16 protein-coding genes are annotated in these 18,852 nt (G+C 69.1%); 8 read left to right on the forward strand and 8 right to left on the reverse strand.

Annotated features, from left to right (window positions below; translation table 11 throughout):
* Positions 1-10 precede the first annotated feature (10 nt).
* Positions 11-1,414, reverse strand: coding sequence for a M48 family metalloprotease (locus AC1RN5_RS07500; protein ID WP_493040606.1), 1,404 nt, complete (start codon positions 1,412-1,414; stop codon positions 11-13).
* A 50-nt stretch (positions 1,415-1,464) separates the two neighbouring features.
* Positions 1,465-4,128 carry an Rne/Rng family ribonuclease gene (locus AC1RN5_RS07505; protein ID WP_493040607.1) on the reverse strand — a complete coding sequence of 888 codons (2,664 nt, stop codon included), beginning with the start codon at positions 4,126-4,128 and terminating at the stop codon, positions 1,465-1,467.
* Positions 4,129-4,536: 408 nt separating this feature from the next.
* Here AC1RN5_RS07505 and AC1RN5_RS07510 point away from each other — a divergent pair, with 408 nt between their 5' ends.
* The 4 genes from AC1RN5_RS07510 (at position 4,537) to AC1RN5_RS07525 (ending at position 10,101) form a co-directional block, all read left to right on the forward strand.
* The gene (locus AC1RN5_RS07510) at positions 4,537-5,733 is read left to right on the forward strand and encodes an N-acetylmuramoyl-L-alanine amidase family protein (RefSeq protein ID WP_493040608.1); all 1,197 of its coding nucleotides are present in this window, start codon (positions 4,537-4,539) and stop codon (positions 5,731-5,733) included.
* Between the two features lie 59 nt (positions 5,734-5,792).
* Positions 5,793-8,210 carry a penicillin-binding protein 1A gene (locus AC1RN5_RS07515; protein WP_493040609.1) on the forward strand — a complete coding sequence of 806 codons (2,418 nt, stop codon included), beginning with the start codon at positions 5,793-5,795 and terminating at the stop codon, positions 8,208-8,210.
* Between the two features lie 49 nt (positions 8,211-8,259).
* A protein-coding gene (gene prfB, locus AC1RN5_RS07520) for a peptide chain release factor 2 (RefSeq protein ID WP_493040610.1) occupies positions 8,260-9,373 on the forward strand; the annotation gives its coding sequence in 2 pieces (ribosomal slippage) (positions 8,260-8,328 and positions 8,330-9,373; 1,113 coding nt in all).
* Positions 9,374-9,399: 26 nt separating this feature from the next.
* A complete protein-coding gene (locus AC1RN5_RS07525; RefSeq protein WP_493040611.1) occupies positions 9,400-10,101 on the forward strand; it encodes a 2-phosphosulfolactate phosphatase in 702 nt (233 codons plus the stop codon).
* On the opposite strand, the gene AC1RN5_RS07530 is transcribed toward AC1RN5_RS07525, so the two are convergent.
* The 5 genes from AC1RN5_RS07530 to tyrS all read right to left on the reverse strand — a co-directional run bounded on the left by AC1RN5_RS07530 (position 10,086) and on the right by tyrS (position 14,443).
* Complete coding sequence (locus tag AC1RN5_RS07530) at positions 10,086-10,508, reverse strand: DUF805 domain-containing protein (RefSeq protein ID WP_493040612.1); 423 nt, start codon at positions 10,506-10,508, stop codon at positions 10,086-10,088. The two genes, AC1RN5_RS07525 and AC1RN5_RS07530, sit on opposite strands and share 16 nt — an antisense overlap.
* Before the next feature lie 81 nt (positions 10,509-10,589).
* On the reverse strand, positions 10,590-11,078 hold the full coding sequence (locus AC1RN5_RS07535; protein ID WP_421931584.1) for a bactofilin family protein: 489 nt from the start codon (positions 11,076-11,078) through the stop codon (positions 10,590-10,592).
* Positions 11,059-12,216: a M23 family metallopeptidase gene (locus tag AC1RN5_RS07540; RefSeq protein WP_493040613.1), complete on the reverse strand. Its 1,158-nt coding sequence runs from the start codon at positions 12,214-12,216 to the stop codon at positions 11,059-11,061. Before AC1RN5_RS07540 ends, AC1RN5_RS07535 begins: the two co-directional genes overlap by 20 nt.
* A gap of 296 nt (positions 12,217-12,512) precedes the next feature.
* The gene (locus AC1RN5_RS07545; RefSeq protein WP_493040614.1) at positions 12,513-12,974 is read right to left on the reverse strand and encodes a peroxiredoxin; all 462 of its coding nucleotides are present in this window, start codon (positions 12,972-12,974) and stop codon (positions 12,513-12,515) included.
* A 140-nt stretch (positions 12,975-13,114) separates the two neighbouring features.
* The gene (gene tyrS, locus AC1RN5_RS07550; RefSeq protein WP_493040615.1) at positions 13,115-14,443 is read right to left on the reverse strand and encodes a tyrosine--tRNA ligase; all 1,329 of its coding nucleotides are present in this window, start codon (positions 14,441-14,443) and stop codon (positions 13,115-13,117) included.
* 246 nt (positions 14,444-14,689) lie between these two features.
* On the opposite strand from tyrS, the gene AC1RN5_RS07555 reads away from it, so the two are divergent.
* The gene (locus AC1RN5_RS07555; protein ID WP_493040616.1) at positions 14,690-15,244 is read left to right on the forward strand and encodes a DOMON-like domain-containing protein; all 555 of its coding nucleotides are present in this window, start codon (positions 14,690-14,692) and stop codon (positions 15,242-15,244) included.
* Entirely contained in the window at positions 15,241-16,443 is a 1,203-nt protein-coding gene (locus AC1RN5_RS07560) for an exo-beta-N-acetylmuramidase NamZ family protein (protein WP_493040617.1), read from the forward strand. Before AC1RN5_RS07555 ends, AC1RN5_RS07560 begins: the two co-directional genes overlap by 4 nt.
* 12 nt (positions 16,444-16,455) lie before the next feature.
* On the opposite strand, the gene AC1RN5_RS07565 is transcribed toward AC1RN5_RS07560, so the two are convergent.
* A complete protein-coding gene (locus AC1RN5_RS07565) occupies positions 16,456-17,106 on the reverse strand; it encodes an alpha/beta hydrolase (protein ID WP_421931578.1) in 651 nt (216 codons plus the stop codon).
* A 154-nt stretch (positions 17,107-17,260) separates the two neighbouring features.
* Here AC1RN5_RS07565 and AC1RN5_RS07570 point away from each other — a divergent pair, with 154 nt between their 5' ends.
* Positions 17,261-17,707: an Rrf2 family transcriptional regulator gene (locus AC1RN5_RS07570; protein ID WP_493040618.1), complete on the forward strand. Its 447-nt coding sequence runs from the start codon at positions 17,261-17,263 to the stop codon at positions 17,705-17,707.
* The gene (locus tag AC1RN5_RS07575; RefSeq protein ID WP_493040619.1) at positions 17,704-18,846 is read left to right on the forward strand and encodes a cysteine desulfurase family protein; all 1,143 of its coding nucleotides are present in this window, start codon (positions 17,704-17,706) and stop codon (positions 18,844-18,846) included. The genes AC1RN5_RS07570 and AC1RN5_RS07575 overlap by 4 nt, the downstream gene beginning before the upstream one ends.
* Positions 18,847-18,852: the final 6 nt, after the last annotated feature.

Raw genomic sequence — 18,852 nt, forward strand, 5'->3', positions numbered from 1 at the left:
ATTGCGAAGGTCAGCGGAGCGAGCCGCGGCGGATCGAGCCTTCCTTGGCCAGGTCCTTGAGATCGTCCTTGCTGGGAGAAGAGGCCAGGACGATGTCGGTGGCGCGGCGCCATTCGGGCGTCGCCTTGTCCAGCTTTTCCCGGGCGCGCATGGCGAAGACCAAGGCCTGCTGGCGGTTGCCGATCTGGAAATTGTATTCGGCGGTGGCGTAGCGGGCCAGGCCGTCCTGTTCCTTGTGGTCGTAGGCCTGGGCCAGCAGGCGCCAGGCCTCGGCGTTCTCCTCGTCCAGGGACAGGGAGCGCTTCAGCTCGCCGATGCCCTCGTCGACCTTCTTCTCGTCGGTGAGCGCGATCAGGGTCTGGCCCAGGTTGATGCGCAGCAGGGGCGCCTCGGGTTTCAGTTCGACCGACTTGCGCTGCGGCGTCTCGGCCTCGTCGGCCCGGCCGAACTCGAACAGGATCTGACCCTTGAGCTCGTAGAGGTAGGGGTTGTCCGGGTGCTCGGCGAGCAGGCCGTCGATGATCTTCAGCGCCTTGTCCGGCTCCTTGAGCTGGTAGTAGGCGATCGCCCGGCCATAGCGGGTCGTGTAGGACTGATCCTTCTCGTCCAGCTTGCCCATCACCAGCTGGGGATTGATGAAGGCGTCGAGCTTCATCTTCATGACGGCGTGTTCGGTCATCGCCTCCGGCGCGTCCTTCGCGCCGTAGTGGGCCAGGACCTGGGCGCGGCCGCGCAGGGCCTCGATCCGGTCGGAGGACAGGGGGTGGCTGCGGAAATAGGCGAAACGCCGAGCCTCCTGGAAGACTTCCTGATAGCGGAAGTTGTCGAAGAACTCGACGAGACCGCGGCCCGAAAGACCGGCCTTCTCCAGATAGGTCAGGCCCGCCTGGTCGGCGCGGGATTCCTGCTCGCGGCTGTAGCCCATGGCCCCCAGGGCCCCGAAATAGTTGGCGCTGCCCACCAGAGCCGCGGCGCCCTCGGCCGAGCCCGCCAGGGCCGCCAGCACGCCCAGGCCCATGGTCAGCAGGAAGGGCTTCATGCCCGCGGCGTTCATGTCGCCGGACCGGGCCGAGTGGCCGCCGGCCAGGTGGCCGATTTCGTGGGCCATGACCCCCTGAAGCTGGTTGGGGTTCTCGGTCTCCAGGATCAGGCCGGTATAGACCGCCATCTGGCCGGGCCCGGCCGAGGCCTGCAGGTCCTTCGACCCGATCAGCAGGATGTGGATGGCCTTGGCGTCGACCCCGGCGGCTTCGAACAGCGGCGTCGCGTCCTTGCGGAGGGTCTCTTCGATCTCGGTGTCGCGGATCAGCGACACCCCCTCCTGGGCCCGGGCGGGGGCCGCCTGGAGCACCAGGCTGAGGGCGGCCGTCGCCGTCAGGACCAGCCGGGGAAGCGAACGGGCAGGGGACGCCATTCCAGAAACTCCTAGCGCCCCCCAGCCCTTCATACGATCAGCCTAACCCGTCAGCCGCGACGCCACCAGCCTTTGCGGGGCGCGGCCGGCGGGGTGGAGATTTCCGCCGGATCGGGTTCCTTGACCTTGACGGCCACGGGTTCCGGCGCGGGCGCCGGTTCCGGAGCCACCGCCTCGGCCTCGGGTTCGGCCACGGCCTCTTCGGCGACGGCTTCCACCGGCGCGGCCTCGGCCTTGGGCTTGCGGGCCCGGGTCTTCTTCACCGGGGCGGCGGGCGCCTCGGCCTCGACGACGGGTTCGGGCTCGGGAAGCGGCGCGGCCGCCTCTTCGATCACCGCGACCGGATCGGGCGCTTCCTCGCGGGCCGGAGCCTCGGCGGCTTCGCCCTCTTCGCCGGCGCGACCGCGGCCACGGCCGCGACGCGCACGGGTCTTCTTGGGCTTCTCGTCCAGGGCGGGCAGTTCGACCCACATGTCGTCGCCGCCTTCGACCGCGGGCGCGATCATCGGCGAGCTTTCCTGGACCACGGTCTCGGCGGCCGAGGCGACCGGCGCGGCGGCGCTGTCATTGGCCGGCGCCGGGGTGCGGAAGTCTTCCGCCGGATCGTGCCAGACGAAGGGGTCGTCGCCATAGGGCACCCAGGGACGGGTCCAGGAGAAGGCGTCCTGCGGACGGCTGTCGTCGCGCATGCGGCGACCGCCCCTGCGGCCACGCCGGCGGCGTCGGCCGCCCTGGCCGTCGTCCTCGAACTCACCCTTGGCCTCGACCGGCGCGCGCGGCTCGGCGGCCGGCTGGTCGGGGCGAGGTTCACCGTCGCGGCGTCCGCGACGACGACGGCGGCGACCACGGCCGGCGCGCTCGCCGTCGTCCTCGCCACGTTCCTCGGTGCGGCCCTCGGCCTGGCGGGCCACCACGGGATCGCGGCCGCCTTCGTATTCTTCGTCTTCCTCGGCTTCGAGGATTTCTTCGTCGTCCTCTTCCTCGTCCTCGACGGCGCTGTCATCGAAGTCGTCGTCGTCGGGCACATAGGCCTGCAGCGGGGTGTGATGCACCACCGCGTGTTCCGGCCGCGCCTCGCTGGCCGTGCGCTCGATCTCGTGCTCGGCATGGGACATGGCGTCGTCGATGACGATGGTGACGAACAGGCCCAGGCCCTCGTGGATGCGGGCCAGGTGGCTGCGCTTCTCATTGAGGATGTAGAGGCCGACGGCGCGCGGCACCTTGAGGGTGGCTTCGCCGCCGCCCTTCAGGGCCTCGCCCTCGACGGTGCGCAGGGCCGACAGGGCGCTGGACTCCACCGAACGGACGCGGCCGGTGCCCGCGCAGTGTTCGCAGACGTGGGTGGTGCCTTCCAGGACGCCCGAACGGCGACGCTGGCGGCTGATCTCCATCAGGCCAAAGCCGCTGATCTTGCCCATCTGGACCCGCGCGCGGTCGTCCTTCAGGGAGTCCTTCAGCTTCTTCTCGACCGCCCGGTTGTTCTTCGACTCATCCATGTCGATGAAGTCGATGACGATCAGGCCGGCCAGGTCGCGCAGACGCAGTTGGCGGGCGGTCTCTTCGGCCGCCTCCATGTTGGTCTTCAGCGCGGTCGCCTCGATGTTCCGCTCGCGGGTGGCGCGGCCGGAGTTCACGTCGACGGCCACCAGGGCCTCGGTCTGGTTGATCACCAGATAGCCGCCCGAGCGCAGGGGCACGGTGGGGGTGTAGATCTGGGCGAGGTGGTCCTCGACCTTGTGCTTGACGAACAGGGGGGTCGGCTCGCGGTAGGCCTGAACCTTCTTGGCCTGCGAGGGCATCAGCATGCGCATGAAGTCGCGGGCTTCCTTGAACCCGGCCTCGCCCTCGACCCAGACCTCGTCGATGTCCTTGTCGTAGAGGTCCCGGATCGTGCGCTTCACGAGGTCTTCTTCCTCGTAGATGAGCGCCGGGGCGACCGAGTGCAGGGTCTTGTCGCGGATATTCTCCCACAGACGCAGGAGGTACTCGTAGTCCCGCTTGATCTCGGCCTTGGTGCGCTTGGCGCCGGCGGTCCGCACGATCAGGCCCATGCCCTGCGGCACGTCCAGGCTCTGGACCACGCCCTTCAGGCGCTTGCGGTCGGTGGCGGTGGTGATCTTGCGGGAGATGCCGCCGCCCCGGGCGGTGTTGGGCATCAGCACGCCGTAGCGGCCGGCCAGCGACAGGTAGGTGGTCAGAGCCGCGCCCTTGTTGCCGCGCTCTTCCTTGACGACCTGGACCAGCATGATCTGCCGGCGGCGGATCACTTCCTGGATCTTGTAGCGACGCATCAGCCGCCGGCGACGCCGGGCGACCTCCTCGTCCATGACGTCGTCGTCGTCGTCGCTGTCGGTGGCGGCGTCTTCCTCGTCATCATCCTCGGACGTGGGATTGCCCCGGCCGCGCGGCTCGGGGTGATCGTCCTCGTCCTCGGCTTCCTCGCGCATCAGCGCTTCGCGGTCGGCCACCGGGATCTGATAGTAATCCGGGTGGATTTCGTTGAAGGCCAGGAAGCCGTGCCGGTTGCCGCCGTATTCGATGAAGGCGGCCTGGAGCGAGGGTTCGACCCGCGTCACCTTGGCGAGGTAGATGTTACCCCGGAGCTGTTTGCGGTTCTGGCTTTCGAAATCGAATTCTTCAATCCGGGTTCCGTCGACCACCACCACACGCGTCTCTTCTGCGTGAGCGGCGTCGATAAGCATTTTCTTGGACATATAGGCGATCTCCGTGGCGCGCCTGGAGCTCTCGGCTCGGGCGCTGCCGGTTTGTCATGAGGGCGCGCACGCCTTCGCCGGCCGCGTCAGGGACGCGGGCGGTGCAAGGCCGAAAAGGGGCTCGAGCGGCGCTGCCCATAGTGTGTTTCCCAGGCGCGCTTTGATGGAGCGCGGATCGGATTGATGCGTCATGGCCGAGGATTCGGCCGAAGCCGACGCAGGCTTTCGCGCGGAACATGGTCCTGACAGGCAGGACGTCCTCCAGCGCGGCCGCGACATTGCAACACTAAGCTGAAAAAAGAAAGACAATCGGCTTCAGCCTCGGTTCAGCCTGGAGGGGTTAACCGTTTCTCCACGCTGTTAAGGGGTATATGGGGTTCAAATCAGATGCGTGTGGTGTGGGGCCGGATGCTCGCGAAAGTAGGCGGCGTCTTCGAAAAGTTCGGAAAGCGTACCCTGGCGGCGGTCGCCGCGGGCGTGTGCTGTCTCGCCTTCGCGGCCGTGGGCCAGGCCAACGCCTCGGGCGGCGGCGTCCTCAAGGTCCGCCTCGGCGGCGACCAGACCGAAACCCGAATCGTCATCGACCTCGACCGCTCCGCCACCGCCAAGGTGGCTTCCGACGGTCAGGATGACCGCCGCGTCGTCATGAACATGCCCGGCGTCAATGTGGACCGCACCCTGCAGGGCGCCGGCCAAGGGCTGGTGAAGACCTGGATGCTCGATGGCGGGCCCATGGGGGCGCGCCTGCGGATCGACCTGGCCTCCGACGCGGTGATCAAGCGCCGCTTCCTGCTGCCCCCGGCTGACGGCGCGGCCAACTACCGCTATGTGATCGATCTGGCCGCCGCGACGCCCGGCGCCGCCAACGCCGGCCGGGTGATGATGATCTCGGCGCCCGCCGCCATCCGTCCGCCCCCGCTGTCGCTGAAGAAGACCGTCGTCATCGACGCCGGCCACGGCGGCAAGGATCCCGGCGCCATCGGCTCCAACGGCTACGAGAAGGACGTCACCCTGGCCGCGGCCCTGGCGCTGAAGTCGCGCCTGGAGCGCACCGGCCGCTACCGCGTCGTCATGACACGGTCGGCCGACGTCTATGTGCCCCTGGAAACCCGCGTCCCTATCGCGCGCAAGTCGGGGGCCGACCTGTTCATCTCCCTGCACGCCGACTCGGGCCCCACCACCAACACCCGCGGCGCCAGCGTCTACACCCTCGCCGACCGCGCCGTGGCGCGCTCGGCCAAGCTGGTCTCCAAGGACGACTGGTTCATGAAGGCCGGGCTGCAGGGGGACCGGGGCGTCTCGGGCATCCTGTTCGACCTGACCCAACGCTCCACCAAGAACCGCTCGGCCAAGTTCGCCGAGATGCTGCTCGACCGGATTTCCGACGGCGACATGATGCTGTTGCGCCGCAGCCACCGCGAGGCCGGCCTGGCCGTCCTGCTGGCGCCCGACGTGCCCGCCGTGCTGCTGGAGATGGGCTTTGTGAACAACGCCGAGGACGAGGCCTTCCTGCGCGATCCCGCCGGCCGGGCCAGGCTGATGAACGCCGTCGGCGACTCCATCGACGCCTACTTCGCGCAAGAGACCCGGCTGGCGTCGCGGTAACTCCGCGCGCCTCACAAATCCGGCTTCCCCTTTTCCGAAACCCGCTCTAGACGATGACCATGCGGGAGGAGGGCGCCCGCGGAGGTCTGTCAGTCTTGAACCCCCCGGAAAGATGGGTCGCGATCGCCGGCGTCGCCGTGTTGAGCGCAATCGCGGTGGCTGGGTTCGCCATCGCCATCTATGCGGCGTGGCTGTTCCACGACATGCCCGATGCGGGCGACCTGGTGGACTATCGTCCGCCCACCGCCACCCGGGCCTACGCCTGGGACGGCACCCTGATCGGCGAATTCTCCCGCGAACGCCGCATCTTCGTTCCCTATGACAACATCCCGCCGCAGCTGGCCCAGGCCTTCCTGGCGGCGGAAGACCGCAACTTCTTCCAGCACTCGGGCGTGGACGCCATGGGCCTGACCCGGGCCATGATGCGCAACGTGCTGAACGCCGCCCGGGGCAAGCGCCTGGAGGGCGGCTCCACCATCACCCAGCAGGTGGCCAAGAACGTCCTGCTCACCAGCGACGCCACCGTCGGCCGCAAGCTGAAGGAGGCCATCCTGGCGCGGCGTCTGGAGCAGACGCTGAACAAGGAGCAGATCCTTGAGCTCTATCTCAACGAGATCTGGCTGGGGTACCGTTCCTATGGGGTCGGGGCGGCGGCCTACAACTATTTCGGCAAGTCGATTTCCGACCTCAGCCTGGCCGAGTGCGCCTATCTGGCCGCGCTTCCCAAGGGGCCGGACAATTACCATCCGATCCGGCGCAAGGCGAACGCCATCGCCCGCCGCAACTGGATCATCGGCCAGATGGCCGACCTGGGCTGGGTCAGCCGCGCCGACGCCGACAAGGCGCTGAAGGAGGACCTCAAGGTCCAGAACGCCCCCAGCCGCGCCAAGTACCGCGACGCCGACTTCTTCGTCGAGGAGGTGCGCCGCCGTGGCCTGGCCACCCTGGGCCAGAGGCTGAACGAGGGGGGGTACTACATGCGCACCACCCTCGATCCGGAGATGCAGACGGCCGCCCGCGTGGCCCTGATGCATGGCCTGGAGCAGTACGACCGCCGCCACGGCTGGCGCGGCGCCTGGGGCCACGTCACCATCGCGCCGGGCTGGGAGGCCCTCGCCAAGAAGAAGACCCTGCCGGCCGAACGCCGCAGCTGGCGCCCGGCCGTGGTCACCGAATCCTCCAACAGCAATGTCCGCATCCAGGTGGCCGAGAGCGGCGACACCGGCGCCCTGGTGGGCGAGGACGTCGCCTGGGCCCGGGCCGGCAAGGGCGTGCCCGTGGTGGGCGACCTGATCTTCGTGGAGCCCGTGGAGGGTGGCGGCTACCGACTGAAGCAGGTGCCGGCGGTCAACGGCGCCCTGGTGGCCATGGAGCCCAACTCCGGGCGCGTCCTGGCCATGGTGGGGGGCTATTCCTTCTCGCTCTCCAACTTCAACCGCTCCACCCAGGCGATGCGTCAGCCGGGTTCGGCCTTCAAGCCCTTGGTCTACGCCACGGCGCTGGAGAACGGCTACACGCCGGCCAGCGTGGTGATGGACAGCGCCATCACCCTGAAGGGCAACGCCGGCGAGGACTGGACGCCGGAGAACTACAACAAGAAGTACTACGGGGCCCTGGCCCTGCGGAAAGGCCTGGAGCTGTCGCGCAACGCCATGACCGTGCGCCTGGCCCAGGGTGTCGGCATGTCGAAGATCCGCGACATGGCCATCAAGCTGGGCGTGGTGCGCGACATGGAGCCTGTGCTGGCCATGGCCCTGGGCGCCGGCGAGACCACCCCCTTCAAGCTGACCGCAGCCTACGCCTCCTTCGTCAACGGCGGGCGCAAGGTGGAGCCGCACCTGATCGAGCTTGTGCAGGACCGCGAGGGCAAGACCATCTTCCGCGCCGACAAGCGTGACTGCGCCCGCTGCGACGCCGGCTTCAACGGCGACGAGAGCCCGCGGATCGCGCCGGGCGGCGCCCAGATGATGGACCCCATCACCGCCTACCAGATCACCTCCATGCTGCAGGGCGTGGTCCAGCGCGGCACCGCCACCTCGGTGGGCGTGCTTGGCCGGCCCGTGGGCGGCAAGACGGGCACCACCAATGAATACCGCAGCGCCTGGTTCGTGGGCTTCACCCCCCAGGTCGTGGCCGGCGTGTTCGTGGGCTTCGACGACAACCGCAGCCTGGGCGAGGGCGAGACCGGCACCGTGGCCGCCGTGCCGATCTTCACCGAGTTCATGATGGAGGCCACCAAGGGCCTGCCCAAGACCGAGTTCAAGGCGCCCAAGAACGCCAAGTTCGTCATGGTCCGCGGCATCCGCGAGGCCTTCAGGCCCGGAACCGAGCCCAAGGTCGCCGTCTCGGCCGGCGTCTATCGCCCCAGCGAGGGCCCGCAGCCCTATCAGCAGGTCTGGCCCGACGGGCAACCGACTGGCGCGCCCGCGCCGCCGGCGCCCCCGAAGAAGCAGGATGACATGAGCGGGTTGTACTAAGGCGGGCAAACCGCTACTGCCCCCGGCTCACGTTTCGAAGGAATTCCCCATGAGAGCGGATGTTGAGGCTGCCAAGGCCGACATCGAGCAGTCGATCGAACTGCTCAGGAGGCGTCTTTGACTGGGAACCTGCGCTTCGAAAACTTCACGAGCTGAACGCCCGGGTCGAGGACCCGACCCTCTGGGATAACGCCGCGGCCGCCCAGGCCATCACCCGCGAACGCAGCCAGTTGGCCGCGAGCGTGGAGTCGGTGCTGTCCATCGAACGCGACCTCGAGGACGCGCTGGGCTACGCCGAACTGGCTGACGAAGAGGGCGACGAGGCGACGCTGGACGAGGCGCGCGCCCAGCTGAAGGCCATCAGGGAGCGCGCCGGCCGCGCCGAGCTGGAGGCGCTGCTCTCCGGGGAGGCCGACGGCAACGACGCCTTCATGGAGATCAATTCCGGCGCCGGGGGGACCGAGTCCAACGACTGGGCCGGCATGCTGCTTCGGATGTACACCCGCTGGGCCCAGGCCCACGGGATGACAGTGGAGTTCCTGGAGGAGACCCCGGGCGAGCAGGCCGGGATCAAGTCGGTGACCCTGCAGATCAAGGGGCACAACGCCTATGGCTGGCTGAAGACCGAGGCGGGCGTGCACCGCCTGGTGCGCATCTCGCCCTTCGATTCGGCCGCCAAGCGGCACACCAGCTTCGCCTCGGTCTGGGTCTATCCGGTGGTGGACGACACCATCGTCATCGACATCAACCCCTCCGATGTGCGCACCGACACCTACCGGGCCTCGGGCTCCGGCGGCCAGCACATCAACAAGACCGACTCCGCGGTGCGCCTGACCCACATCCCCACCGGGGTCGCGGTGGCCTGCCAGGCCGGGCGCTCGCAGCACCAGAACCGCGAAGAGGCCTGGAAGATGCTGCGCGCCCGCCTCTACGAGCTGGAGCTGCAGAAGCGCGAGGCCGAGGCCCAGGCCATGCAGGACCAGAAGACCGATATCGGCTGGGGCCACCAGATCCGCTCCTACGTCCTGCAGCCCTATCAGATGGTCAAGGACCTGCGGACCGAGGTGGAGACCTCCGACACCCAAGGGGTGCTGGACGGCGATCTGGACGCCTTCATGGGGGCGTCCCTGGCCCAGCGGGTCGGGATCACCCGCGAGGGCTAGGCGCGCGACAGTCAGGGAGTCTTCCGATGATCCGTTGCGAGTGGGGGCGTGAGGGGATCGAGGCCCTGAGATCGCAGGTCTCGGTGTTCGTGATCGTCGACGTGCTGTCCTTCTCCACGGCGGTGGACATCGCCGTGGGCCGTGGGGCGAGCATCTATCCCTTCCCGCTGGGCGACCCGGCGGAGGCGAAGGCCGCGGCCGTGAAGGTCGGCGCCATGGCCGCCGCGCCCAAACGCGCCGCGGGCGGCCAGTTCAGCCTGTCGCCCGCCAGCCTGCGAAGCCTGAACCCCGGCGACCGCCTGTTGCTGCCCTCACCAAACGGATCGCGCCTGTCCCTGGCCTGTGGCGAGACCCCTGTGCTGGCCGGTTGCCTGCGCAACGCCAAGGCCGTGGCCGCCCGCGCCCGGAGGCTGGCGGGGCAGGGCGATATCGGCCTCATTCCGGCGGGTGAGCGCTGGCCCGGAGACACCCTGCGCCCGGCCATCGAGGATCTGATCGGCGCCGGCGCGATCATCGAGGCGCTGGCGGGGGAGATGACCGCCGAGGCCCGGGTGGCGCGCGACGCCTGGCGCAGCGCCGAGCCCGACCTCGAGGCGCTGATCCGGGACTGCCAGTCGGGCCGCGAGCTCATCGCGCGCGGCTTCGCGATCGATGTGGACCTGGCGCTGGAGCGCGGCGTCAGCGCCGCGGCCCCGGTGCTCCGAGACGGGGCCTATGTCACGGTCTGAGGGCCGGGAGCCGGCGGAACAGCGGCCTTCGGATCTGGCCCGAAACGGTTGTCTCCGGGCGTCCCCTCCAGGACCATGAAGATCAGCACCACCAGCTGCCCCAGGATCGGGATCAAGCCCAGCAGCAGCCACCACGCCGTCCGGCCGCTGTCGTGCAGCCGGCGGAAGCTCACCGCCAGGGCGGGGACGAAGATGTAGAGGCAGAAGCCGAAATAGGCGAGGGCGACGAGGGCCGAGGCCGGGGAGCCGAAGGGGTCATGTTCTAGGTCCCCGCCGACGAACCATACCAGCAGCCTAGCCAACACCTGCACGATGACGAGGAAGAGGACGAACAGCCAGTATTCCGAGCGGCGGGCGCGACCGTTGAAGTCGGCGTACTTGCGCAGCGGTTGCAGCATCTGGTCCATGTCGCGCTCCCATGACGATGGGGAAGCTTAGCCTTTGCGCGCCGGGCCGCAACCTTACGGTTTGGAGCTGGCAGGCTCGCCCTAGACCGGCTTGGGCGCCAGTCCCGGGGTCGGCGCGGGCGCCTGGGCCAGCGGGCTCGGCGCCGGAGTGGGCGGGGTGGCCGGGCGCTGGAACTTCAGGCTGCGGCCCTGGAAGAAGGCTCCGGTCTCCATGGCCAGTTGCTCATGGGTGATGTCGCCGTCGACATAGGCCGTGCCGTAGAGGCGGACCTGCTTGGCGGTGACGGCGCCGATGATGCGGCCGCGGGCCTCGATGGCCTCGGCATAGACGCCGCCCTCGATGTGGCCGGTCTCGCCGACGGTCAGCTTGCCGACCCGGACGTCGCCGCGCACCACGCCGTCGATGTGGACCTCACCCTCGCCGGTGACGTTGCCCTCGATCGTAATGTTCTCGCTGATCAGCGAGGCCGCGCGGGGCGCCTTGCGCTGGGGCTCGGCCGCGAGCGGAGCCGGGGCGGCGTCGAACTTCACGGGAGGCTTGGCGGGGGTCTTAGCTGTCTTGGAGAACATAATCGCCGGCTTTCACGAAACGGTCGGGGTTCTGGGCGCGTCCGTTGACCCAGACCTCGTAATGAAGATGCGGACCGGTGGAGCGGCCGGTCGAACCCATGGCCCCAATCCTCTGACCCACGGCCACGCGCTGCCCGATGCTGACCCCGATGGCCTGCAGGTGGGCGTAGCGCGTCTTGAAGCCGCCCCCATGGTCTATCTCAATGGTGTTGCCATATCCCGAACGCTGGCCGGTGAAGGAGACCACGCCGGGCGCCGTCGTGTAGATCGGCACCCCGAACCCGCCCACGAAGTCGAGGCCGGAGTGGAAGGCCGGGCGGCGGGTGAAGGGATCGAAGCGGACGCCGAAGCCGCTGGACTGGCCGGTATGGTTGGTGGGCCGGGCGAAGGGCAGCTTGGCGGCGGCCTCGGCCAGGGCGGTGGCCTCCGACATGTTGGTGGCCGCGTGCTGGATGCGCACCGCGAAGCCCTCATCGACGTCGAGGACGGCGGCGAGGGCGCGCGGGTCCTTGGCCTCGATCAGCGGCCCGCCGAGGGAGCCGCCCTTGGGCGTGTAGGCGGTGGGGGTCAGACCAGCGAGGCGGAAGGCCAGGCGCAGGCGATCGGCCCGGCTCTTGGCGAAGTTGTCGGCGGCGTCGATCAACCGCTCCTGGCTGGCGCGGACCAGCTCGATGCGGCGCATGGGGTTCGTCCCGGCCGGGACGTGGCTGGCGCGCTGGATGGTGGGGGCGAGCGCCTGGGTCAGACCCGGCGCGCCCTTGACGTCCGTCAGCAGCATGGCGAGCGCCGCGTGGCGCTTCTCGATCGTCAGGGCCAGCTCATCCACCGAGCCGTTGGAAGCGTTGAGCTGGGCGACGGCGCTGTTCAGCCGCGCCTGGCGGTCGGCGATCCAGCGTTCGTACTTGGCCTGGGTGCGGGCGATCTCCTGATCGGTCGCCGACAGGGCCATGGCGTTCACCATCATGGCCGCGGTGCAGACCCCCATCCATAGGGCGCAGACCGCCAGGATGGAGGCGAAGGTCAGTTGTTTTCCGGTGGTCAAAACGAACGCCCGCATCTCTCCGCCGGAACGGACATAGAGGTGACGTTCGGGGAAAAGCTCTTCCAGCGATCGGCGAAGGCGCGAAAAGCGTGACATACACACCGCGTCGGCTAGGAACTGAAGTTCCGGCGATATGCGATGAGATTTTGGGAACGCGCAAGGGGCTTCGCGCCACGAGGGAGCGCAAGCCGGATCGGCCCAATTCTTAACCTGACTGGTTAACCGCGCGTGAACGGTCGCGCTAGCTTCTCAGACAAATCAAGGGCGTCTCGGGGGCGTAAACCGGCGGCCCGCGACAATTCTACAACAGCCCTGGGACGTGGAGGTTCCACCTGCACGCCGCTCATCGAGCCCGTTGCGGCCAGCGGTCGCGGGGCCGCCGGAGCTTGGCCTTAAAGGCTTTGCGCGGCCTTCAGCACCTCGGCGGCGTGGCCGGGAACCTTCACCTTGCGCCAGATGCGGGCGAGCTTGCCGTCCTTGATCAGGAAGGTGGAGCGTTCGATGCCCATGTACTTGCGCCCGTACATGTTCTTCTCGACCCAGGACCCGTAGCGCTCGATCACCGCGCCCTCCGGATCGGACCCCAGGGGCACGGCCAGATCGTATTTCGCCGTAAACTTCGCGTGACTGGCCACCGAGTCCTTGGAGACCCCGATGAGACTCACCCCGGCCTTGGCGAACTCGGGCGCGAGGGCCGAAAACTCCTGGGCCTCCTTGGTGCAGCCCGAGGTGTCGTCCTTGGGATAGAAGTAGAGGACCAGGGCCTTGCCCTTGAAGTCGGAGAGCCTCAGCGGGCCGTCCGCGCCAGCCAGTTCGAAGTCGGGGGCGGGGGCGCCTTCGGTCACATCGCTCATGGTCGTTCCTCAGGCAACTTTCCCTCCCCTTCATGGGGAGGGTGGATGGCGCGAAGCGCCGGACGGGTGGGGAATACCGTAACCTCCCCACCCTGGCCGGCAAGCCGGCCCGTCCCTCCCCATGAAGGGGAGGGAGGTCGCTAGACCGGCTTGATCAGCACGATCTTCTTCTTGCCGACGGAGAGCTTGATGACGCCCTCCACCAGGTCGGCGTCCGTCAGGGTGCGGTCGCCGTCGGTCTCGGCCGCGTCATTGACCCTCAGGCCGCCGCCCTTGGCCAGGCGACGGGCCTCGCCTCGGGAGGTCGCCAGGCCCGCGTCGGCCGCCAGGGCCGCGAGCACGATCCCAACCTCGAGGTCCGTCATCGGGATCTCGAATGTGGGCAGGTCCGACGACAGCGCGCCCTCCTCGAAGGCCTTGCGCGCGGCCTCGGCGGCGGTGTGGGCCGCCTGCTCGCCGTGCAGCATGGTGGTGGCGACATTGGCCAGCACCTTCTTGGCCTCGTTGATATCGGCGCCCTGCATGGCCTCGTAGCGCGCGATCTCCTCCAGCGGCAGGTCGGTGAACAGGCGCATGAAGCGGCCGACGTCGGCGTCCTCGGTGTTGCGCCAGAACTGCCAGTAGTCGTAGGGGCTGCGCATGTCGGCGTTGAGCCAGACGGCCCCGCCCACGGTCTTGCCCATCTTCTGGCCCGACGCGGTGGAGAGCAGGGGGGTGGTGAGGCCGAAGGCCGGCTTCTGGTCGACGCGGCGGATCAGCTCCACCCCGTTGAGGATGTTGCCCCACTGGTCGGAGCCGCCCATCTGCAGGATGCAGCCGAACTTGCGCTCCAGCTCCAGGAAGTCGGTGGCCTGCATCAGCATGTAGTTGAATTCGAGGAAGGTCATCGGCTGCTCACGCTCCAGCCGCAGCTTGACGCTCTCGAAGCTGAGCATGCGGTTGATCGTGAAGTGGACCCCGAACTCCCGCAGGAACTCGACGTAGCCCAGCTTGTCCAGCCAGTCGGCGTTGTCGACCATCACCGCGTCGGTGGGGCCGTCGCCGAAGGTCAGGAACTTGGCGAACACCGTCTTGATGTTGTTGATGTTGGACTGGATCTGGGCCTCGGTCAGCAGCGGCCGCGACTGGTCCTTGTCGGTGGGGTCGCCCACCTTGGTGGTGCCGCCGCCCATCAGGACGATGGGCTTGTGGCCCGCCTGCTGCAGCCGGCGCAGCATCATGATCTGGATCAGACTGCCCACGTGCAGGCTGGCCGCCGTGGCGTCGAAGCCGATGTAGCCGGTGATGGGACCGGCCGCCGCCGCCTCGTCCAGCTCCACCGGATGGGTGATCTGGTGGATGTAGCCGCGGGCCTGCATGGTCTTCAGCAGCTCGGACTTGAAGGCGGGTTGGTCGGCGGACATGGATCGTGACTCTTCAAAGGACGCGTGCGGCTCTAGCACGCGCTCATCTGCGATTTCGAGGGACATCTGACAGGGCTCCTGGATGGCGAGAGGCCGGAGACCGTCGATTTGAGGGGAGGGCGCCGACCGGGTTAGGGGTGGCGCGAGAGATCGATCCGCACCGGCTCTAGGGCAGGCGGTAGTAACGTCCGGCGAGGGCGGCGCGGGTGATCATGGGGTTAGCTACCGGCCTGGGGCCTGTCTCGTCAAGCTTGCGGCCGGCGCCGGCGAATTGCTCTCCACCTTCGCCGCGCGCCCCGCTAGCATGTTCGCATGCGTCTAGCGTTGGAACGGCACGGCGACTCGCAGGGCGCGGCGGCCACGGGCATCGAGGTCGAATTCGCCTGGGCGGCGCCGGGCGCCCTGGCCCTGACCTATGTCGTGCGCGGCGACATCGCCGCCCTGGCCCTGCCGACGCCGGCCGCCAGCGTCCGCGCCGACGAGCTGTGGCGCCACACCTGCCTGGAGGCCTTCGTCGGGGCGGCAGGTGACCCCGGCTACTATGAGTTCAACCTCGCCCCGTCGGGTCAGTGGGCCGCCTACCGGTTTGACGGCTATCGCGAGGGGATGGCCGACGCGGCCGACGCCGTCGACCCGCGGATCGTCACGGAGGCGGGCGCCGACCGGTTCACCCTGCGGGCGGTCCTGGCCCTGGGGGGCCTGCCCAACCTGACGCAAGACGCGGTCTGGCGCCTGGCCCTGTCGGCGGTGATCGAGCAAACCGACGGCCGCAAATCCTACTGGGCCCTGGCCCATCCGCCGGGACAGGCGGACTTCCATCACGCCGATGGCTTTTCCCACGAAATCACCGCAGCAGAGCGCGCATGAAATTTGGCCTCGACCGACTCCTCGCCGATCCCGCCCTGCGCGCGCCGCTCAAGGGCCGCCGCGTCGCCCTGGTGGCCCATCCGGCCTCGGTGACCCAGGACCTGACCCACGCCCTGGACGCCCTTTCGGCCTGCGACGGAATCCAGCTGACCGCCGCGTTCGGCCCGCAGCACGGCCTGCGGGGCGACAAGCAGGACAACATGGTGGAGAGCCCGGACTTCGACGATCCCGTCCTCGGCATCCCGGTGTTCAGCCTCTATGGCGAGGTGCGCCGGCCGACGGGCCAGATGATGAGCACCTTCGACGTGGTGCTGATCGACCTGCAGGATCTGGGCTGCCGCATCTACACCTTCGTCACCACGCTTCGGTACATGCTGGAGGCCGCCGCCCAGCACGGCAAGGAGGTCTGGGTGCTGGACCGTCCCAATCCCGCCGGCCGGCCCATCGAGGGCCTGACCCTGCGCGAGGGATGGGAGAGCTTCGTCGGCGCCGGGCCGATGCCGATGCGCCATGGGCTGACCCTGGGCGAGATGGGGTCCTGGTTCATCAAGACGCTGGATCTACAGGTCGCCTACAAGGTCATCGAGATGGAGGGCTGGGCGCCCGAGGCCGCGCCCGGCCACGGCTGGCCGCTCGGCGAGCGCACCTGGGTCAATCCCAGCCCCAACGCCCCCAACCTCTGGATGGCCCGGGCCTATGCCGGCACGGTGATGCTGGAGGGCGCGACCCTGTCGGAGGGCCGCGGCACCACCCGGCCGCTGGAGCTGTTCGGGGCGCCCGACATCGACGCCCGCGCGGTGCTGGCGGAGATGCGAGCCTTCGCGCCCCAGTGGCTCCAGGGCTGCCGGCTGCGCGAATGCTGGTTCGAGCCCACCTTCCACAAGCATGTGGGCAAGCTCTGCAACGGCGTGCAGATCCACACCGAGGATCCCAGCTACGACCACCAGGCCTTCAGGCCCTGGCGCATCCAGGCCCTGGCCTTCAAGGCGATCCGCCGGCTCTATCCCGACTACCCGCTGTGGCGCGACTTCCCCTACGAGTACGAACTCGGGAAGCTGGCCATCGACGTCATCAACGGCGGCCCGCTGCTGCGGGAATGGGTGGATGATCCGGCCGCGATGGCCGACGACCTGGACTCGATCACCTTGCCCGACGAGCAGGCCTGGCGGATCGCGCGCCAGCCGCACCTGCTCTACTAGGCGGGTCGGCCTCTAGATCGGGTCGGCGGCGATCCGCTTGTCGAGATAGGCGCCGACGCGCTGTTCGACGTCGGGCAGGTTCTCGGCCCAGAAGTGGGTGGCGCCCTCGATCACCTCGTGGTCGATGACGATGCCCTTCTGGGTGCGCAGCTTGGAGACCACACGCTCCACCTCCACCGGCGGCACCACGGTGTCCGCGCCGCCGTGCAGGATCAGGCCGGAGGCCGGGCAGGGCGCCAGGAAGCTGAAGTCGTACATGTTGGTGGGGGGCGAGACGGAGATGAAGCCGTCGGTCTCCGGGCGGCGCATCAGCAGTTGCATGCCGACCCAGGCGCCGAAGGAGTAGCCGGCCACCCAGCACTGGGAGGCGGCGGGGTTGGTGGTCTGCAGCCAGTCCAGCGCCGTGGCGGCGTCCGCCAGCTCGCCGATGCCGGAGTCGAACTCGCCCTGGCTGCGGCCCACGCCGCGGAAGTTGAAGCGCAGGACGGAGAAGCCGCGCTTCATGAACAGGTGGAAGAGCTGCACCGCCACCGGATGGTTCATCTGGCCGCCGGCGCGCGGATGCGGGTGGAGGATCAGCGCGATCGGCGCTGTCTCGCTCTTCCCCGCCGAGTACCGGCCTTCGATGCGTCCGGCCGCACCGGTCAGAACCACTTCAGGCATGCCATCCTCACGTCGAATAGTTGACTCATGCGCTAGGTCTTCCTAGATCACGCCCATCGGACGAGCTCCTGGGATATGGCCCCGCGCAAGGCGGCGGCTTTAGCACAGGGGCCTCGTAAAACGCTCGAAAATTCGCAATCGGACCTCGCCGCCCATGCGCCTCAGCACCAAAGGCCGATACGCCGTGATGGCCATGGCCGATCTCGCGCGCCGCCAGGGCTGCGGCGATGATGGCGAACGCGCGGTGTCCCTGGCCGAGATCGCCGCCCGCCAGCAGATTTCGCTCTCCTATCTGGAGCAGTTGTTCGCCCGTCTGCGCCGCCGCGGCTTGGTGAAGAGCCTGCGCGGACCCGGCGGCGGCTACCTGCTGGCCCGCACGGCGGAGACCACCAACATCGCCGACATCGTCATGGCCGTGGACGAGCCCCTGCGCGCCACCCGCTGCGCGCCGAAGGGCAAGGGCTGCATGCTGAAGGGCGAGCGGTGCCTGACTCACGATCTCTGGGAGGAGATGGGCCGCCAGATCGAGGGCTATCTGGCCTCGGTCAGCCTGGCCGACGTGGTGACGGGCAAGCTGCGCGCCGCGCAGGAGGCCGCATGACCGGCGTCTATCTCGACTATAACGCCACCGCCCCCGTCCGCCCCGAGACCATCGCGGCCATGACCAGCGCGTTGGAGACCGTGGGCAACCCGTCCTCGGTCCACGCCGCCGGTCGCGCCGCCCGCGCCGTGGTGGAGCAGGCCCGCGAATCCGTCGCCGCCCTGATCGGCGGCCCGGCCTCCACCGTGGTGTTCACCGGCTGCGGCACCGAGGCCAATGCTCTGGCCATCGAGAGCGCGGTGGCCACCGGCTCGCGGCGCCTGATCGTCAGCGCCATCGAACACGAGAGCGTGGTGGAGACCGCCAAGGCCAGCGGGGCGGCGGTGGAGCTGCTGCCCGTCGGCGCCGACGGCCTGGCCGACCTGGCCTGGCTGAGGACCCGGCTGGCCTCCTGGGAGGCCGCCGACGGCAAGCCCTTCGTGGCCCTGATGCTGGCCAACAACGAGACCGGCGTCATCCAGCCGGTGTTCGAGGCCTCCGAGATCGTGCGGGCCGCCGACGGCTGGCTGCACGTCGACGCGATCCAGGCCGCCGGCAAGATCGCCGTCGACAGCCGGGCCCTGGGCGCCGACACCCTGACCATCTCCGGCCACAAGTTCGGCGGCCCTCAAGGGGTGGGCGCGCTGACCTTCGGGCCCCGCGCCACCCTGGTGCGACGCCAGCACGGCGGCGGGCAGGAGCGCGGCCGGCGCGCCGGCACCGAGAACGTGGCGGGCGTCGCCGGGCTCGGGGCCGCGGCCCGCGCCGCCCTGCGCGATCTCGAGGCCTTCGCCGCCCAGGCCGCTTGGCGCGACCTCGCCGCCGCCTGCCTGGCCGCCGAGGGGGCGGTGGTGATCGCGCCGGACTCCCCGCGCCTGGCCAACACCCTCTGCATCGCCAGCCCGGGCCATGCCTCGGACTTGCAGGTGATGGGCCTCGATTTGATGGGCGTCATGGTCAGCGCCGGCTCGGCCTGCTCTTCTGGCAAGGTCAAGGCCAGCGCCGTGCTCACCGCCATGGGCCTGACCGATCTCGCCCCGTACGCCATCCGCGTCAGCGGCGGCTGGGGCGCCACCGAGAGCGACTGGGCGGCCTTCGTGGCCGCCTGGAGCGATGTTCATTCCCGTCACGCGGCTCGCCGCCGCGCGCCGGCGGCTTAGGAGTTC

Source organism: Phenylobacterium sp. GW821-FHT12F10 (genome assembly GCF_058806695.1).

Excerpts from the sequence above, each read along its gene's own strand:
- AC1RN5_RS07500 (WP_493040606.1), bottom strand. The coding sequence starts at position 1,414 with ATGGCGTCCCCTGCCCGTTCGCTTCCCCGGCTGGTCCTGACGGCGACG.
- AC1RN5_RS07505 (WP_493040607.1), bottom strand. The coding sequence starts at position 4,128 with ATGTCCAAGAAAATGCTTATCGACGCCGCTCACGCAGAAGAGACGCGT.
- AC1RN5_RS07510 (WP_493040608.1), top strand. The coding sequence starts at position 4,537 with ATGCTCGCGAAAGTAGGCGGCGTCTTCGAAAAGTTCGGAAAGCGTACC.
- AC1RN5_RS07515 (WP_493040609.1), top strand. The coding sequence starts at position 5,793 with ATGCGGGAGGAGGGCGCCCGCGGAGGTCTGTCAGTCTTGAACCCCCCG.
- AC1RN5_RS07525 (WP_493040611.1), top strand. The coding sequence starts at position 9,400 with ATGATCCGTTGCGAGTGGGGGCGTGAGGGGATCGAGGCCCTGAGATCG.
- AC1RN5_RS07530 (WP_493040612.1), bottom strand. The coding sequence starts at position 10,508 with ATGGACCAGATGCTGCAACCGCTGCGCAAGTACGCCGACTTCAACGGT.
- AC1RN5_RS07535 (WP_421931584.1), bottom strand. The coding sequence starts at position 11,078 with ATGTTCTCCAAGACAGCTAAGACCCCCGCCAAGCCTCCCGTGAAGTTC.
- AC1RN5_RS07540 (WP_493040613.1), bottom strand. The coding sequence starts at position 12,216 with ATGTCACGCTTTTCGCGCCTTCGCCGATCGCTGGAAGAGCTTTTCCCC.
- AC1RN5_RS07545 (WP_493040614.1), bottom strand. The coding sequence starts at position 12,974 with ATGAGCGATGTGACCGAAGGCGCCCCCGCCCCCGACTTCGAACTGGCT.
- tyrS (WP_493040615.1), bottom strand. The coding sequence starts at position 14,443 with ATGTCCCTCGAAATCGCAGATGAGCGCGTGCTAGAGCCGCACGCGTCC.
- AC1RN5_RS07555 (WP_493040616.1), top strand. The coding sequence starts at position 14,690 with ATGCGTCTAGCGTTGGAACGGCACGGCGACTCGCAGGGCGCGGCGGCC.
- AC1RN5_RS07560 (WP_493040617.1), top strand. The coding sequence starts at position 15,241 with ATGAAATTTGGCCTCGACCGACTCCTCGCCGATCCCGCCCTGCGCGCG.
- AC1RN5_RS07565 (WP_421931578.1), bottom strand. The coding sequence starts at position 17,106 with ATGCCTGAAGTGGTTCTGACCGGTGCGGCCGGACGCATCGAAGGCCGG.
- AC1RN5_RS07570 (WP_493040618.1), top strand. The coding sequence starts at position 17,261 with ATGCGCCTCAGCACCAAAGGCCGATACGCCGTGATGGCCATGGCCGAT.
- AC1RN5_RS07575 (WP_493040619.1), top strand. The coding sequence starts at position 17,704 with ATGACCGGCGTCTATCTCGACTATAACGCCACCGCCCCCGTCCGCCCC.